Annotated in this window: 11 protein-coding genes; 4 read left to right on the forward strand and 7 right to left on the reverse strand. The window is 63.3% G+C overall.

The window, feature by feature from the left end; genetic code table 11:
* Positions 1–53: 53 nt before the first annotated feature.
* Positions 54–824: a class I SAM-dependent methyltransferase gene (locus M0954_RS02060; protein WP_297351357.1), complete on the forward strand. Its 771-nt coding sequence runs from the start codon at positions 54–56 to the stop codon at positions 822–824.
* Positions 825–921: 97 nt separating this feature from the next.
* Here M0954_RS02060 and M0954_RS02065 read toward each other — a convergent pair whose 3' ends face one another.
* A complete protein-coding gene (locus M0954_RS02065; RefSeq protein WP_297351359.1) occupies positions 922–1,899 on the reverse strand; it encodes an alpha/beta hydrolase in 978 nt (325 codons plus the stop codon).
* A 256-nt stretch (positions 1,900–2,155) separates the two neighbouring features.
* Between M0954_RS02065 and M0954_RS02070 the strand changes: the two genes are divergently transcribed.
* On the forward strand, positions 2,156–2,803 hold the full coding sequence (locus tag M0954_RS02070; protein WP_297351361.1) for a TetR family transcriptional regulator: 648 nt from the start codon (positions 2,156–2,158) through the stop codon (positions 2,801–2,803).
* Positions 2,804–2,983: 180 nt separating this feature from the next.
* Here the strand turns inward: M0954_RS02070 and M0954_RS02075 are convergent, their stop codons facing one another.
* The 3 genes from M0954_RS02075 to M0954_RS02085 all read right to left on the reverse strand — a co-directional run bounded on the left by M0954_RS02075 (position 2,984) and on the right by M0954_RS02085 (position 5,909).
* Positions 2,984–4,150 (reverse strand): tetratricopeptide repeat protein, encoded by a 1,167-nt coding sequence (locus tag M0954_RS02075; RefSeq protein ID WP_297351363.1) that lies wholly within the window; start codon positions 4,148–4,150, stop codon positions 2,984–2,986.
* Between the two features lie 117 nt (positions 4,151–4,267).
* Complete coding sequence (locus M0954_RS02080) at positions 4,268–4,948, reverse strand: PspA/IM30 family protein (protein WP_122155030.1); 681 nt, start codon at positions 4,946–4,948, stop codon at positions 4,268–4,270.
* 367 nt (positions 4,949–5,315) lie between these two features.
* Positions 5,316–5,909 (reverse strand): hypothetical protein, encoded by a 594-nt coding sequence (locus M0954_RS02085; RefSeq protein WP_297351365.1) that lies wholly within the window; start codon positions 5,907–5,909, stop codon positions 5,316–5,318.
* A 436-nt stretch (positions 5,910–6,345) separates the two neighbouring features.
* Between M0954_RS02085 and M0954_RS02090 the strand changes: the two genes are divergently transcribed.
* On the forward strand, positions 6,346–8,829 hold the full coding sequence (locus tag M0954_RS02090; protein ID WP_122155029.1) for a penicillin-binding protein 1A: 2,484 nt from the start codon (positions 6,346–6,348) through the stop codon (positions 8,827–8,829).
* 327 nt (positions 8,830–9,156) lie between these two features.
* Entirely contained in the window at positions 9,157–10,035 is an 879-nt protein-coding gene (locus M0954_RS02095) for a lipid A biosynthesis lauroyl acyltransferase (protein ID WP_122155028.1), read from the forward strand.
* A 3-nt stretch (positions 10,036–10,038) separates the two neighbouring features.
* On the opposite strand, the gene M0954_RS02100 is transcribed toward M0954_RS02095, so the two are convergent.
* The 3 genes from M0954_RS02100 to M0954_RS02110 are packed head-to-tail and all read right to left on the reverse strand — an operon-like array spanning position 10,039 to position 15,937.
* Positions 10,039–11,643 carry an efflux transporter outer membrane subunit gene (locus M0954_RS02100; protein WP_297351367.1) on the reverse strand — a complete coding sequence of 535 codons (1,605 nt, stop codon included), beginning with the start codon at positions 11,641–11,643 and terminating at the stop codon, positions 10,039–10,041.
* 2 nt (positions 11,644–11,645) lie between these two features.
* Positions 11,646–14,777, reverse strand: a complete 3,132-nt coding sequence (locus tag M0954_RS02105; RefSeq protein WP_297351369.1) for an efflux RND transporter permease subunit — start codon at positions 14,775–14,777, stop codon at positions 11,646–11,648.
* Positions 14,774–15,937, reverse strand: coding sequence for an efflux RND transporter periplasmic adaptor subunit (locus M0954_RS02110; protein WP_297351371.1), 1,164 nt, complete (start codon positions 15,935–15,937; stop codon positions 14,774–14,776). The genes M0954_RS02105 and M0954_RS02110 overlap by 4 nt, the downstream gene beginning before the upstream one ends.
* Positions 15,938–16,082: the final 145 nt, after the last annotated feature.

Genomic DNA, 16,082 nt, shown 5'->3' on the forward strand with positions numbered 1-16,082 from the left:
ACCGCGAACTCAGGTAACTTAGAACTCCTTTCCCACCGGCACAGGTTTCTCTCATGACCGATTCCACGCAGCGCTTCACCGATCGCGTCGCCGACTACGTCAAGTACCGGCCCAGCTATCCGCAGGAAGTGGTGAGCTTCCTGCATGAAACCTGCGGGGTCGCACCCAGCGCGCAGGTTGCCGATATCGGCGCGGGCACGGGGATCTCCGCGCGGCTCTTTCTCGATGCGGGCCATCCGGTAGTCGCGGTCGAACCCAATCAGGCCATGCGTGCGGCCGCGAACGCGTGGCTCGCGCCTTACGATAACTTTCGCAGCGTCGCCGGCACCGCGGAGGCGACCACGCTCGACGACGCCAGTGTCGATCTGGTGATCGCCGCCCAGGCCTTCCACTGGTTCGATCCCCTCACGACACGGCGCGAGTTCGCGCGCATTCTCAGGCCGCAGGGCAGGGTGGCGTTGTTCTGGAACAGCCGCCTGCTCGATGGGTCGCCGTTCCTCGCGGGCTATGAGGTGCTGCTTAGGCAGTACGGCGTCGATTACACGGAAGTCGCTGAGCGTTACCCCGACGACGCGGCGATGGCCGCGTGGTTCGGCCATGCGTTTTCGCACAAGGGGAGCTTCCCGAACCTGCAGCGGCTCGATTTCGATGGGCTCAAAGGCCGCCTGATGTCGTCGTCCTATGCGCCCAAGGTGGGCCATCCGAATCACGAGCCATTGCTGGTTGCGTTGCGCGATCTGTTCGATCGCACGGCGCACAACGGCATGGTCGAGTTTGGCTATACGACGTGTGTTTATGCGGGATACACCGCGGAGAACCCGTGACGGTTTGGGTCCAGGCGCGTGGCTGTGAAGCGCGCATTGTGATTCTGCCCGCCCGCCTTACCGGCGGCGCGCACGGCGAAGTTCTGACGACCGCCTGTCACGCTGTTACCGGCCTGGTACGAACGGTTTGCTTCGCGAGGAACGCTCGCAAATCGTCCAGCACCCGCGCCGGGTCTTCCTCCATCGGGATATGGCCGAGTCCCGCGTACATGACTGCCTGCGCGCCGGGAATGCGCTGCGCAAATTCGGCAGCATGAGCGGGAGGAATCCAGCGGTCCTTCGCACCCCACAAGACTAGCGACGGTACGTCGAGCGTTTTCAGCACGTTTGTGTCTAGGTCGGCGAAATCGAGCGTTGGCACCATCTTGCCGATCGCCGCGCGTGTGCCTTCTCCGTGAAAGAACTCGATATAGCGCCGCAGCACGGGTGCCGCCAGCTTGCGCGGATCGCCATAGACGTTGCGCACCGCGCTTTTGATAATCTGCTCGGGCAGCCACCACGGTGCGCTCATCCGAACCAGTGCACTGTTGAAGAGCCCAATGTAGATCGGCAGCTTCATCGGAAAACCCGCCGCATCGATCAGCACAAGCCGCTCGACCGCATCGCGATGCCGCACCGTGTAATCCCACGAGATCAGACCGCCGAGAGAGTTGCCGATCAGTGTCACGCGGTGGGTATCGAGACCAAGCGCCTGCATGAACGTATCGATGAAGCGCCGGTACATCGGCAGATTCATCGTCTCGATCTCGCCGGACGGGGAGCGCAGCGGTCCCGTCACGCCGAATGGCGGCAGGTCGAGACGGATCACGCGGTAATTGCGCGCCAGGTCTTCGGCGACCCGGTCCCAGGTATGCAGCGAAGAGGCGAAGCCGTGAATCATCACCAGCAACTCGCCGCTGCCTTCATCGACATAGTGAACGTCGGCGCCCATGATGCTGACGAACTTTGAGCCGCGCTGCGTGTAGCGCCGCCGCAGTTCGTCGCGCGGCACGCTGCTGATACCGAGGCGTGCGGCGAGCGAGCGGGGCGGCAATGGCACGCTCTGGGTGTGAGAAGCGGTGTCGAGGCTCGCCATGCGTATCTCCCTGATTATTTGAGTTCGAAAGCGCCGATGTAGCTCTGCGTCTGATTCTTCTTGTGACACTTAGGAAAGTGAAAAAAGTGGCGCACGTCTACAGTTGTCTACCTCGGTTAATCCGCAGAGTAGACAACTGTGCACCTCGCGTCAAGATCGTTTACAGTGCGGACATTGGCCTGCGTACCGGCGCCGCGCCGCGCTACGGCGTGTTTTGAGCATTTCGCGAGTTAAGCGAGTTTTCCTTCAATCGCCCATGGAACCCACTCCGGATCCCGATCTTGATCTCGCCCCCGGCAAGCGCCGGCTGATCGAAGCGGCCCTTCGCCTGACGGCCGGCGGCCGCAGCTTTGCGTCGCTCGGTTTGCGTGAAGTGGCGCGCGAGGCCGGTTTGAATCCCAACACGTTCTACCGGCATTTCGATACGCTCGACGATCTGGCCCGTGAAGCGGTGGAGTGGGTAAGCCGGCGTCTGCGGCCGATGCTGCGACGCGAGCGCTGGCTTGCCGCGCATGACGAACCGCATAGCGTGCCGCGTCGTGCCTGCGCGGCGTTTTTTGCGTTCGCACTCGATAACCGCGAAGCGTTCTTGAGCGCGCTCGCGGAGTATCACGGCACCTCGCCGGCGTTACGCGATGCGGTGCGCGCGAACCTCCACGAGGTATCGGCTGAAATGGCCGACGATGTCGTGCAACTCAAGCTGATGCCTGCCCTGTCGCGGACTACGATCGACGAAGTCTGCACGCAGATCGTGCTGCAACTGTTCCATCTGTCGCATGAGTACATTGGCACGGCAACTCATCGCGAGGCGCTGATCGATTATTCGGAACGCTTCATTGTCCGATTGTTCGCCGGTGCGACCGTGCTCGAGCAACATCAGCAGCCGCTTTCCATCGGCGCATGAAAATCAAGCTGCGTTCTGCGCATCCGATCGCATCGCCGGCCGCATCGCATCCACGTCGCGCATAAAAAAACAGGCTCGATGCATGATGCATGGAGCCTGTTTTTCATAGGTGTTGGGTATGTCTGCAACGAAGCGAGAGACTACGCTGCGCGTGCATGCCCGCGTTCCCGCGTGTCTGGATCAGGTATCGCTCCAGCCGCCCGAGTCGTCGTTGCCCATATCGACACCGCCACCCCCGCTGCCGTCGTCCCAGTTGCTCGACCCCTGGCCGAAATCGAGACCGCCATCGTTGTTGCCGTTATTGCCGTCATCACGACGGCGACGGCTTTCGTCGTCCTCGACGATCACTTCGCGCTCACGACCTGAATTGAGCGCCTCGCCGAGCAGCACGCCGGTCAGCAGTCCGCCCATCCCGCCGCCAAAGCCGCCACCTTGCTGCACGATAACCTGAGGCGGTTGCTGCTGCGGGTAAGGGTAAGGTGCTTGCGGCGGATTGCCGAAACGATCAGCTTCACGCGCGTACGCCGAGTCGCCGGATCCAGCAGGCGCCGCCGCGTAGGGGTCGGGGCGGCCTTCTGCACGCGCCTTCAGGCTGGCAACGCGCTGATCGAGTTCGTCGAGCTGATACGGCGGCAACGGATTCTTGCCGCTGGAGAGCCCTTCAACAACACCGCGCAACTGGTCTTCCGTGCCTTCCACTTCCCGCGCGAGCGCCTCATGTCCCGGCAACGTAGAGAGCTTCACGTCGAGCTTCAGCGAGCGCACTGCGTTAAGCAGTTCGGTAGCGCGCTTGAGCTGAGTGCGGCGATCGTCGTCGGCGCGTGAATCGTCCTGCGTGCGGGCGCGGCGCAACGTCCAGCGCAGCACCAGCGCAATCGCACCGATCAGGACAATGATGCCGATCCACAGGCCCATGCCCGGACCATGCCGTTCAGGTGCTTGCGGCGCCATGGCCGACTGCTGTACCGCCGTGTTTTGTTGCGCAAACGGATTGGTGGTATGGCCCGTTGCCGTGCCAGTACGTTCCGCGTCGCGGCGGATACGCGCTTCGGTCTGCGCGAAGCGCGTAGGGTCGGTGAAGCGGATTTGCGGATCGAGCGTCTTGGCCTGCTGGATCTGCGCGAGTGCATCGCCGGCGCGGCCTTCGCGATCGAGCACCTGGGCGTACAGATAATGCGCGCGCGCATTGTCCGGATGGGCCTGCAGCACTTCGGTGAGCCCTGCGTCCGCCTGTTGCCAGTTGCCTTGCGACATGGCGGATTCGATCTGCTGCGCTGTCGGCACGGCGAAAGCCGCCGTGGAGATCAGCATCAGCGACGCGAATGCGGCTGCGAGAAATTTTTTCATGTGTCGGACCGGATGGCTTTACACCCGTCTCCATGTCAATCGATTCTCCGGTGTGACACGCAGCGCCGCACGATTGCCGGGCGCTGCGTCACATCCGGTGCACTGCTTGACGACGTCTTACTGAGCCGGCGTGTTCAATTGCTTCTTCAACGCTTCGAGGCGGTCCTCGACCGACGGGCCGCGATTGAGCTCGGCGAGCTTGTCGTCGAGCGCCTTGCCGCTCTTCACGTCTGCGGAATTCAGCCGAGCGTCGGAGCGCGCATTCGACAACGCGACCTTGTCTTCGAGCTTCTGGAAGTCCTCGGACAGATTGCGTCCGCCGATGCCGCCCAGCGCCGTTGCGGCGACGTCTTTGGCCTGAGCGATTTCCTGCTTGGCCTGCAGAATGCTCGAGCGCGAAGCGAGGTCGTTGCGACGGCCACGCATGTCTTCGATCTGGCTCTTCAACTGATCGACCGACGGCTCGAGCGTCGAGAGTTCTCGCGCCAGCGCATCGCGTTCCGTTTCAGCGGTGGACTGCGCGCCGAGCGCTTCGCGGGCGAGTGCTTCGTCACCCGATTGCAGCGCGCGCTTGGCGCCGTCTTCGTACTTCTTCGCCTTGTCGGCGGCAACGTCGCGCTTGCTTTGCTGGGTGGCCACCTGGGCCTGAATCTCGATCAGCGAGTTTTCGGCCTTTGCGATGCTCTCGTCGAGCTCACGCACGATCTGGCGCGAATCGCGCGACGGATCCTGCACGGAATCGGCAGCGTCGTTCAGGAGACCTTTGAGCGTGCGCGAGATGCTGTCAAATAGCGACATGTATACCTCCGTAAAATGAAATCGGCGCTGAGTAGCTGGCGCGTTCGACCACTTGTGACCACTAGTTTACGCTGCCCATCGCGGTATTGCGCGGGCAACCGGTGCGGAAGTCGGGGCACGCGTGCGAAATGCAATAGCAGCGCCGCAAATTGTTCAACCGCTGTGTTGCGCCAGTGGGGCAATCGACCTCGTGCAAACCATGCAGCTCAGCAGCTCGCAAAGATTACACCATAGGATGTCTTAAAACCGCCTTAAAAGGTCGGTTCCGCAGAGTTTCAAACGTCGATTCCGCGCAAACGCCAGCGGAATATTTCAACGTTGTGTGAAGACGAAGCGAAATGCATCGAACCGCATGGTGCCGTGACGTTCACGCAAAGCGGCCGTCTTCGGGAGTTGGGTCGTTGCGCGGATCGTCATCGTCGGGCGTGGTATTGATGCGCACGCGCACCCGCGTGCGCGGCGCGAGGGGCGCAACAGGAGGCGGCAGGCCGGTCTGCCCGCCTGGGTCGGCAGAGTGCGCAATTGCGGCCGCTTCAGCTGCGGTGACACGCGCCACTGCCTGGGCGTCGGCCAACGCCTGTTCTTCTTCCGGCGTGCGCACCAGCGCCGCAAGCACGTCCGCCGGCAGCAGGGGCTCGCTGGCCGCTTCCGGCTCCGTTGCCGCGGGCGCACCAGCGTCTTTTTCGTCTTTCTTCAGCACGTCGGGCAGGGCGGCGCGAGCGTTGCGGGTACCGCGCGCAACCCGCTCCAGCGCTGCGTTGAGCGCATCCGGTTCACGCGGCGCACGCAGCCTGTCGACGATGCTTGCCGCCTTGACCTGTTCGCTGGTGGCGCCAAAACTCAGCACGGCACGCCGCATCAGTTCGCTAACGCTGATGCCGAGTTTTTCTGCGCTGGCGGCAATCGCGCGTTTCTGGGCGGGTGTGACGAATACGACGATGCGTTCGCTGGGCTTGTTCATAGTCTGCTCGCGTACTTGTTGTGGCGTCGAACGCCTGATTTGGCGCGCGGCCGCGCTTTCCCCGCGCGACGAGTCCATCATAAGGCGAGTTGCCCCGATGTGAAACGTGCGCCGCATGAAAATCCCGTGACATCAAAGGGTTGAAACGTTTCAAGTGGCTTTGTCCACAGCTCTATGAACAATTTCTGTTGATAACCGCGATTCCCCGCGCAGCCGTACGCCAGCACGCTTCGGAGAAGAATCCCGAAGGGAATTCTTACAAAAAAATCACCTTGGACTGCGCTTGATTTCTTTAAAATGCGCTGTTACGTTGCGCGGGCCCCCTTTGGGCCGGTCCTATCCGGACGCGCCGTGCGGCCAGCCGGGGGCGTAAGGCCGTGCGGCGGCAATTGCCGCCCGCATAAAGGCGTGCAGTCATGCGCCAACTATTCGAGTCATGCCAATCATCAAACGACCGCAATCCTCAAATTCTCCGGGTGGTGACGACCGGGATCCCTACCACCGCAACTCAGGACGCAATGACGCTTCGCGCGACGAACCGGGCCGCCGCTCGCTCGTTGGGCGCATCCTGCTGACATTCGTCGGCCTCGTTGCGACCCTGCTGGTCGTCGGTGCGCTGATCGTCGGCTATGCGCTTGTCGTCATGGGGCCGCAGTTGCCGTCGCTCGAGGCGCTCACCGACTATCGTCCGAAGGTGCCCCTGCGCGTCTACACCGCAGATCACGTGCTGATCGGGGAATTCGGCGAAGAGCGGCGCAACCTCGTGCGCTTCCAGGACATTCCGGACCAGATGAAAAAAGCGGTGCTCGCGATCGAAGACTATCGCTTCTACGAGCACGGCGGCGTCGACTTCGTCGGCATCCTGCGGGCCGGTTCTACCGACCTGCTGCACGGCGGCGCGTCGCAGGGCGCGAGCACGATCACGATGCAGGTGGCGCGTAACTTCTTCCTGTCGAGCGAGAAGACCTACACCCGTAAAGTGTATGAAATGCTGCTTGCATACAAGATCGAGCGCGCGCTGACGAAAGACCAGATCCTCGAGTTGTACATGAACCAGATTTATCTGGGCGAGCGCGCGTACGGTTTCTCCGCGGCGGCGCGTGTGTATTTCGGCAAGGATCTGAAAGACCTGTCGCTCGCCGAGTGCGCGATGCTGGCGGGCCTGCCGAAGGCGCCGTCGGCGTATAACCCGGTCGTCAATCCGAAGCGCGCGAAGATCCGTCAGGAATACATCCTCAAGCGAATGCTGGATCTGAAGTACATCACGCAGGAACAGTACGACGAAGCGATCAAGGAAGAGATTCGCACCAAGAATCCGGGCAATGAGTACAGCGTCCATGCCGAGTATGTGGCGGAAATGGTCCGTCAAATGATGTACGCGCAGTACAAGGACGAAACCTATACGCGTGGTCTGAACGTGATCACCACGATCGATTCCGCGGATCAGGACGCCGCCTACCACGCGGTGCGCAAGGGCGTGATGGACTATGAACGCCGCCACGGCTATCGCGGTCCGGAAGGCAATGTCGACCTGCCGCCGCCGGGCGACGACCGTGACCAGGCCATCGACGACGCGCTGACCGATCACCCTGATAACGGCGAGATCGTCGCAGCAGTGGTGACGGCGTCCAGTCCGAAGGAAGTGCAGGCGCAATTCCTCGACGGTACCGAGGCGACCATCAACGGCGACGGCCTGAAGTTCGTGGCGGCCGCGTTGGGTCCACGCGCCACGGCGGCGCAACGCATCAAGCCGGGCTCGATCATCCGTCTCGTGGCGGACGACAAGGGCAACTGGCAGATCACGCAATTGCCGCAGGTGGAGGGCGCGCTGGTGTCGCTCACGCCGCAGGACGGGGCGATTCGCGCGCTGATCGGCGGCTTCGACTTCAACAAGAACAAGTTCAATCACATCACCCAGGCATGGCGCCAGCCGGGTTCGAGCTTCAAGCCGTTTATCTATTCGGCCTCGCTCGACAAGGGTCTCGGACCGGCGACGATCATCAACGACGCGCCGCTCTATTTCCCGCCTAGCAGCCCGGGCGGCGACCCGTGGGAGCCGAAGGACGACGACCAGCCGGACGGTCCGATGCCGATGCGCGTTGCGCTGGAAAAATCGAAGAACCTGGTGTCGATCCGCATCCTGTCGTTCATCGGCACGAAGTACGCGCAGGATTTCGTCACACAGCGTTTCGGCTTCGACGCCGACAAGACTCCGCCGTATCTGCCAATGGCGCTCGGTGCAGGCCTCGTTACGCCGCTGCAATCGGCCGGTGCGTATTCGGTGTTCGCGAACGGCGGCTACCGGATTAATCCGTACCTGATCAACGAAGTGACCGACCCGCGCGGCGTGGCGATTTCGAAGGCACAACCGCTCACGGCAGGCCGCGATGCACCGCGCACGATCGATCCGCGTAACGCGTACATCATGAACAGTCTGCTGCACTCGGTGGCCACGGCCGGTACCGGCGCGGGCACCAACGTGCTGAAGCGTTCGGACCTGCAGGGCAAGACCGGTACGACGAACGACGCCAAGGACGGCTGGTTCGCCGGCTACCAGCAATCGTTGGTCGCGGTGGCGTGGATGGGCTACGACCAGCCGAAGAGTCTCGGCAGCCGCGAATTCGGCGCGCAGCTCGCGTTGCCGATCTGGGTTGACTATATGGGGCACGCGTTGCGCGGCGTGCCGCAGGCCGAGCCGGCCATGCCCGATACGGTCACGAGCGTCGACGGTGAACTGTTCTACACGGACATGACGCCGGGCAACGGCTTTGTGGCCAGCATCGGCCTCGACTCGGCCAATCCGCTGGCCGGTGCAAGCGACGCCGTCGGGGGCGTCGGTCCAGCGGGGATGACGCCACCGGACGTGTCGTCGAGCGAAAAGCAGCAGATCATGAACCTGTTCGAATCGAACAAACCCTGATGGAGCGGGCGAATCCGGGCGCCCAATGCCCGGATTCGCGGGTCTCGCCCGCCCGCAAATGTACCCCTTAACCCCCTCCGGCCGGCGCTGACTAAATACGGTGTAATGTAATTTCTACCTTGCGACGCCCTGGTCCGGTCAAATACGGTTTAGTATTCGTACCTAATTTGTAAGCTCTCGTCTCGCCGAAACGCGAGACCTCCCGCTTTTTTACCCAAGCGCAGCGCGGTACCCGGTTTTGATGCGCGCGCATGCCACTTCGCCCCCTCCGCTCAGGCGTGCCAGGACGAGGTGTTCGCTACACCGCTCTCAACCGGGATCCCTCTCGTGAAAAGCCGAATACTCATCTATCTGATGACAGGATTGCTGCGCATGTTCGCGCTCCTGCCATATGGCGTAGTTGCCCGCGTGGGCAACGGACTTGGCGGCCTGCTATACCGCATTCCGAGCACACGCCGCCGCGTCGTGCATACCAATCTGAAACTCTGTTTTCCGGACATGGGCGATGAGGAGCGCGATCGCCTTGCGCGCGCACACTTTCGTCATGTGATCCGCAGTTACGTCGAGCGTGGGCCGCAGTGGTTCGGCAACGCGGCGGCGATTTCGCGTCTGGTCGAAGTGGAGAGCGCGATCGACCTGGCGGAAGCGCACTCGCGGCCGACGATTTTCCTCGGCTTTCACTTCGTGGGGATCGAGGCCGGTTGCATGATGTACTCGACGCGTCATCCGGTCGCTTCGTTGTACACGCCGATGTCGAACGTGCTGTTCGATGCGATGGCCAAGCGCCAGCGCGGCCGCTTCGGCACCGAGATGATTCCGCGCAGCGACAGTGTGCGCCGCGCGCTGCGCGTGCTGCGCGAAGGCAAGCCGGTAATGCTGGCGGCCGATATGGATTTCGGTTTGCGCGACTCGGTGTTCGTACCGTTTTTCGGGGTGCCGGCGTGTACGTTGACTTCGGTGTCGCGCCTCGCCAAGGCGGGCAATGCGCGGGTTGTGCCGTTCGTCACCGAGGTGTTGCCGGATTACCGTGGCTACAAGCTGACAATCTTCGAAGAACTAAGCGATTTTCCTTCAGCCGATGCGACTGTCGATGCACGTCGTATCACCGAGTTCCTCGAAACCCAGGTGCGCCGGATTCCGGCCCAATATTACTGGGTGCATAAGCGTTTCAAGCACCGGCCCGTGGGAGAGCCGGCGGTGTATTGAGGTTTAGCCTGGCGCGGGGCCGCCTGACGGCTGCAAGCTCGAGACTGGCGCTGGTGTGAGCACTGCCGCCGCCGGAGCCGCACCAGCACCCGTGGTTCCTCCAGTCGCGCCAGAAGCCCCCGTTGTTTCCGTAGACCCAGCCGCCCCAGCCTCATCTACCGGCGGCGTCCCCATTGCCTGAAACAGCGCCGCGGTATCGGTCAATCGTGCACCGGTATAGCGGATCTCATCGAGCCGCGCGTTGCGAAACTGCTGCTCGCTCGAGCGTGCCGCCGACACGGGCACCGCGCCCAGACGGTAACGTGCCGCCGTCTCATCGGAAATTCCCTGTGCCGCCCGTGCTGCCACATTTGAGGCGTCGAGCGCCTGCGCATCGTGCTCGAGCGCAGCCAGCGTATCGGCGACATTCTGGAACGCCGTCAGCACCGTCTGCTTGTACTGGTCCGTGGCCGCGTCGTAAGTCGCCATCGCCGCGCGGCGTTGTGCAAACAGCGCGCCGCCATGGAAGATCGGCTGCGAGAGCGGGCCCGCTACGGCCCAGATGGCGCCCGCGCCGGAAAGCGCCAGTGGCCAGCTAAAGCCGCCTTGTCCCATCGATGCAGTGAGCGACAGGCTCGGATACATCTGTGCGGTGGCCACACCCACATCCGCTGCGGCTGCCTTGACCGCAGCATCCGCTGCCTGGATGTCCGGGCGCGCGCGCAGTAACTCCGACGGCACGACCACCGGCACCTGCTCAGGCACACGCAACTGTGCCAGATCGAGATCGGGCGGCGCGGCGTCGGGCGTGCGTCCAATCAGCACGGCGAGCGCATGCCGCGTGCTCACCCACTGTTGCTGCAGGCCCGGCAAGCTGGCCGCCAACGATGCCGCACTCTGTTGCGCATTCAGCATATCGGCGTGCGATACCGCGCCGAGCGTATAGCGCCGCGCTGTGTCCCGGGCGTCGTCGTTCGCGAGCGTGATGAGCCGCTCGGTGGTGTCGATCTGCGCATGCAGTGCGGCGGAGGTGATGGCTGCCGTCACGATGTTGGCTGCCAGCGCACGTCGCGCCGATTCCAGTTGAAAGACCTGCACGTTCACCCGCGAAGCGAGCGCGGCGTTGGCAAGCCGTGAAGCGCCAAACAGGTCGATCGTGTAGTGCGCCTGCAACTGGCCGACGAACGTGTTGTAAAGGAACGTGTTCGGTCCTTCTTCCGGAATCCCCAGCGCGCGCTGCCGGGCCGGTTGGGCCACGCCATCAATGGTGGGCAGCATCGAACTGCCGACCTGCGCGCGCAACTGTTCGCGCGCCGCGGTCAGGCTCTTGTCGGTGGCGGCGAGGGTGGGGCTGTTGCGCAGGCCTTCATCGACCAGCGCGTTCAGGTCGTCCGATTGATACAGACGCCACCACGTCGGCACCGGCTTGGCGCCCACCACGAACTGCTGGGCGATGCCCTGCGCGGGCACCGTTTCAGAGACCTGCGGCTCGGCGCCGTAGTGAGCCGGTTGCGGCACCGCTGGCGGGTTGCCGTTCGGGCCGAACGAGCAGGCCGCGAGCGCGAGTGCGCCGCCGCTTACCGCTAGCGTGCGGGCCTGCCTGACACGTTTGAAGACGGAATGAGTCATGGTCAATTTCCCGAATGCGACGCTTGCGTCGAGGCTGCCGGCGGTTCGCGTTCATCGCTGCGCACCCTGAATGAAGTTGCGTAGAGCGCAGGCAGATAGAACAGCGTCAGCACGGTGGCGCTCGTGATGCCGCCCATCAGCGCGGTGGCCATCGGCCCGAAGAAGTTCGAGCTCAGCAACGGAATCAGCGCCAGCACGGCCGCTGCCGCGGTCAGCGTAATGGGCCGGAAACGCCGCACGGTTGCACCGACGATCGCATCGAAGCGTTTGTGACCGGCGGCGATATCCTGCTCGATCTGATCGACCAGAATCACCGAGTTGCGCATGATGATGCCGAACATCGCGATTACCCCGAGCATCGCCACGAAGCCGAACGGCTGGCCGAACAGCAGCAGCGTGGCGACCACGCCGATCAGGCCGAGCGGGGCGGTCAGCACCACCATCAGCACGCGTGCGAAGCTTTGCAGCTGGATCATCAGAAGCGTCAGCACGGCGATGATCATGATCGGCATTTGTGCGTTGATGGAGGTCTGGCCTTTCTCGCTTTCCTCCACCGAGCCGCCCAGTTCGATGCGGTAGCCGACCGGCAGGGTCGAGCGGATCTGGCTCAGCGCCTTGTCGACGCTATTGGTCACATCGATGCCTTGCGCGTTGCCGATAACGTCCGATTGAACGGTGATGGTCGGCTGGCGGTCGCGTTCCCAGATCACGCCGTACTCAAGGTCATAGCGCATATGGCCGAGCGTACCGAGCGGCACGGGGCCATTCGGCGTAGGCATGCCCAGCGTGACGAGTTGCGCCGGATCGACGCGTTCCGTCTTCGGCGCGCGCAGATCGACGCTGATCAGCTTGTCGCGCTCACGGTACTGCGTGACCGTATAGCCGGACAGCGTCATGGCGAGGAAGCTCGACACGTCGTCGGAAGTGACGCCCAGTTCACGCGCCTTCTTCTGGTCGATCTCGAAGCGCACCGAGCGCTCGGCCGGCTCGTCCCAGTCGAACTGGACGTTGGTCGTGCGATGGTCGTCGCGCATCGTCGTGGCGACGCGTTCGGCGATGGAGCGCACCGTGGCGATATCGTCGCCGCTCACGCGGAACTGCACCGGATAGCCGACCGGCGGCCCGTTTTCGAGGCGCGACAGGCGCGTGCGGATGGCCGGGAAGTGGTTGCGCAATTCCGGCTCGAGCCATTGCGCGAGCTTTTCACGGTCCTTGACCGACTTCGCGGTGATCACGAACTGCGCGAAATTCGGCTGCTGCAATTGCTGGTCAAGCGGCAGATAGAAACGCGGCGCGCCGCTACCGACGAAGTCCACCGAGTGATCGATCTCCGGTCTGCCCTCGATCACCTTCTCGAGCCGCTGTGCCTGGCGCAGGGTGGCCTCGAAGGATGCGCCTTCAGGCAGGCGGACATCGACCAGCAACTCGGGCCGGTCCGAACTCGGGAAAAACTGTTGCGGCACGAGCGTAAAACCGAGCAGCGAGACGATGAACAGTGCGACGGTGATCGTCAGCACGACGAAGCGCCGCTCGATGCACCAGCTAATCCAGCCGCGCAGGCGCTTGTAGAAGCGGGTGTCGTAGATGTCGTGTTCGTAGTCGTGCGCTTCATGTGCCTGACGTTTGCGCTCTGGCAGCATGTGATAACCGAGCATCGGGATCAACACCACGGCGGCGAGCCACGACGCGATCAGCGCAATCGCCGACACTTCGAAAATCGACCGCGTGTATTCGCCGGTGCTTGATTTGGCGAGGGCGATCGGCAGGAAGCCGGACACCGTGACCAGAGTGCCGGTTAGCATCGGAAACGCGGTACTGGTGTATGCAAACGCGGCGGAGCGGGCACGGCTCCAGCCCTGTTCGAGCTTCACCGACATCATCTCGACGGAGATGATCGCGTCGTCGACCAGCAAGCCGAGCGCCAGCACAAGCGTGCCGAGCGAGACCTTGTGCAGGCCGATATCGAACAGATACATGCACAGCGCCGTGACCGCGAGCACGATCGGAATCGAGATCACGACCACCATGCCAGTGCGCACGCCCAGCGAGACGAGACTCACCACCAGCACGATTGCGATCGCCTCGGCGACCGCTTCCAGAAAGTCGTCCACCGATTTCGCCACCGCATTCGGCATGCTCGACACTTCGACGAGCTTGAGCCCGGCTGGCAGATAGGAGCGCAGGGTAGCGGACTGCTTGTCGAGCGCCTTGCCGAGCTGGATCACATCGCCGCCCGGTTGCATCGTCACGCCGATGCCTAGCACGGCTTTGCCGCCGTAACGCATCTGCGTGGATACCGGATCGTCGTAACCGCGCTTGATCGTCGCAATATCGCCGAGACGGAACGAACGGTTGTTGATGCGGATCAGCGTATCGGCGAGCGCGTTGACGTCCTTGAACTGGCCGGTGGGCCGCACGAAGACGCGATCGTCCAGCGTGGTCAGCGTGCCGGCCGGCGAGACGCTGTTCTGCGAGTTGATGGCCTGTGCGATCTGTTGCGGCGACACGTTCAGGCGCGTCAACTGCGTGTTGGCGATCTCGATGTAGACGTGCTGGTTCGGGTCGCCGAAATAATCGACCTTGGCCACTCCCGGCACGCGCAGCAGCACCGTGCGCAATTCGTCCGCGTAGTCGTGCAGTTGCGCGGCGGAGAAACCGTCGCCTTCGAGCGTGTAGATATTGGTGTAGACGTCGCCGAACTCGTCGTTGAAGAACGGCCCCTGAATCCCTTGCGGCAGCGTGCCGGCGATATCGCCAACCTTCTTGCGCACCTGGTACCAGGTTTGCGGCACGTCCTTGACGGGCGCGGAGTCCTTCATCGAGAAGAACATCAGCGATTCGCCGGGGCGCGAATAACTGCGCACGAAGTCGATATAAGGCGTGTCCTGCAGCTTGCGGCCGATGCGGTCGGTGACCTCTTCCTGCACCTGGCGCGCGGTTGCACCAGGCCAGAAGGTCTGGATCACCATCACGCGGAACGTGAAGGGCGGGTCTTCCGATTGCGCGAGCTTCGTATAGGCGAGGATCCCGAACGCGGTCGCGAGCGCGATCAGGAATACGACGAGCGCCTGATGACGCAGCGCCCACGCGGACAGGTTGAAGCGTCCCTCTTCATGTTCATGCGGAGTACTCATGAAGCGAAGTCCTCGGGATGCAGCGGGGCGATCGGATGGACCGTCTCGCCAACTGTGACCGTGTGCACGCCCTGCAGCACGACACGCTCGCCGTCTTTCAGGCCGCCGGAGATGGCAATCGTGCGCTCGTCATAGCGTGTCACCTGAACGCGGCGCAATTCCAGCGCGTTGGTGCCTTCATGCACGACCCACACGGCGGGCGCCGTGCCATCGTGGAACAGCGCGGTGGCGGGCAGCGTGAACGAAGTGGCGGGCTGGGCGGCGGTGTTGCTCGACGTGAGCGCGACGTCGGCGGTCATGCCAAGCCGCACGTCCGGGCCTGGATCGAGCAGCGTGAGATTCGCACGGTAGGTGCGGCTTTGCGGATCGGCAGCAGGCGACAGCTCGCGCACGCGGGCGCTGAAGCTGCGCCCCGGCAGCGCCGACATCGTGACCCTGGCGGTCTGGCCGACCGCGAGCGCGGCAAGCGTGCTTTCCGGCACATCGACGACCACATCGATATCGCCGCTCCACGCGAGGTTGTAGACGGCTTGTCCGGCCGACACATTCTGTCCGGTCTGCGCCTGTTCGGCGGTGATCACGCCGGCGTGATCGGCGGGCAGGTCGGTGTATTGCAACTGGTTCTTCTGCAGCGCGGTTTGCTGCGCCGCCTGGTCTCGCTGGGACAGCGCCGAGGCGTACGCATTGGTGGTCTGCTCGAGTTGCGCCGCCGAGATCAGGTTCTCGCGCGCCTGGGCCTGATCGCGGTCCAGTTGCTGCTTCGCGTAGACGAGGCTGTGCTGTGCGGCATCGAGTTGCGCCTGGGCGCTGGCTGCGCTCTTCTGCGCGTCGGCCGGGTCGAGCCGGGCCACGACTTCGCCGACCTTCACGGTATCGCCAAGACGCACATGCCGCTCGGTGATCTTGCCGGCAATCCGGAACGACAGCGGTGTCGAGTAACGGGCCTCGACTTCGCCAGGCAACGAGGCTGACAGCGGGCTGCCGTTAGCATGAACGGCGAGCGCGACCACGGGCCGCGGCGCGGGCGCGGCGGCCTGCTTCTGACCGCAGGCGCCGAGCAGCAGGAGGCTGGCCAGTGCGACAGCGGACGCCGCGCGGCGCGGTGTGGACAAGCGGAAGAAAAGAGGCAAAGGGCGACGCGGATGACTGCGCTTGCGCATCGAATGTGATGCGCGACCACTGGGACGATTCACAATTACCCCAATCAGAAGACAGCGAACGAACAGAACAAGCCACGAGGGCTGCTCAACGAAGGCACGTTTGAAACAGCGCGTGCAAAAGACTGTTGCTTCAGATGATGAACTG

This window comes from Paraburkholderia sp. (genome assembly GCF_026225065.1).
Classification (GTDB): domain Bacteria; phylum Pseudomonadota; class Gammaproteobacteria; order Burkholderiales; family Burkholderiaceae; genus Paraburkholderia.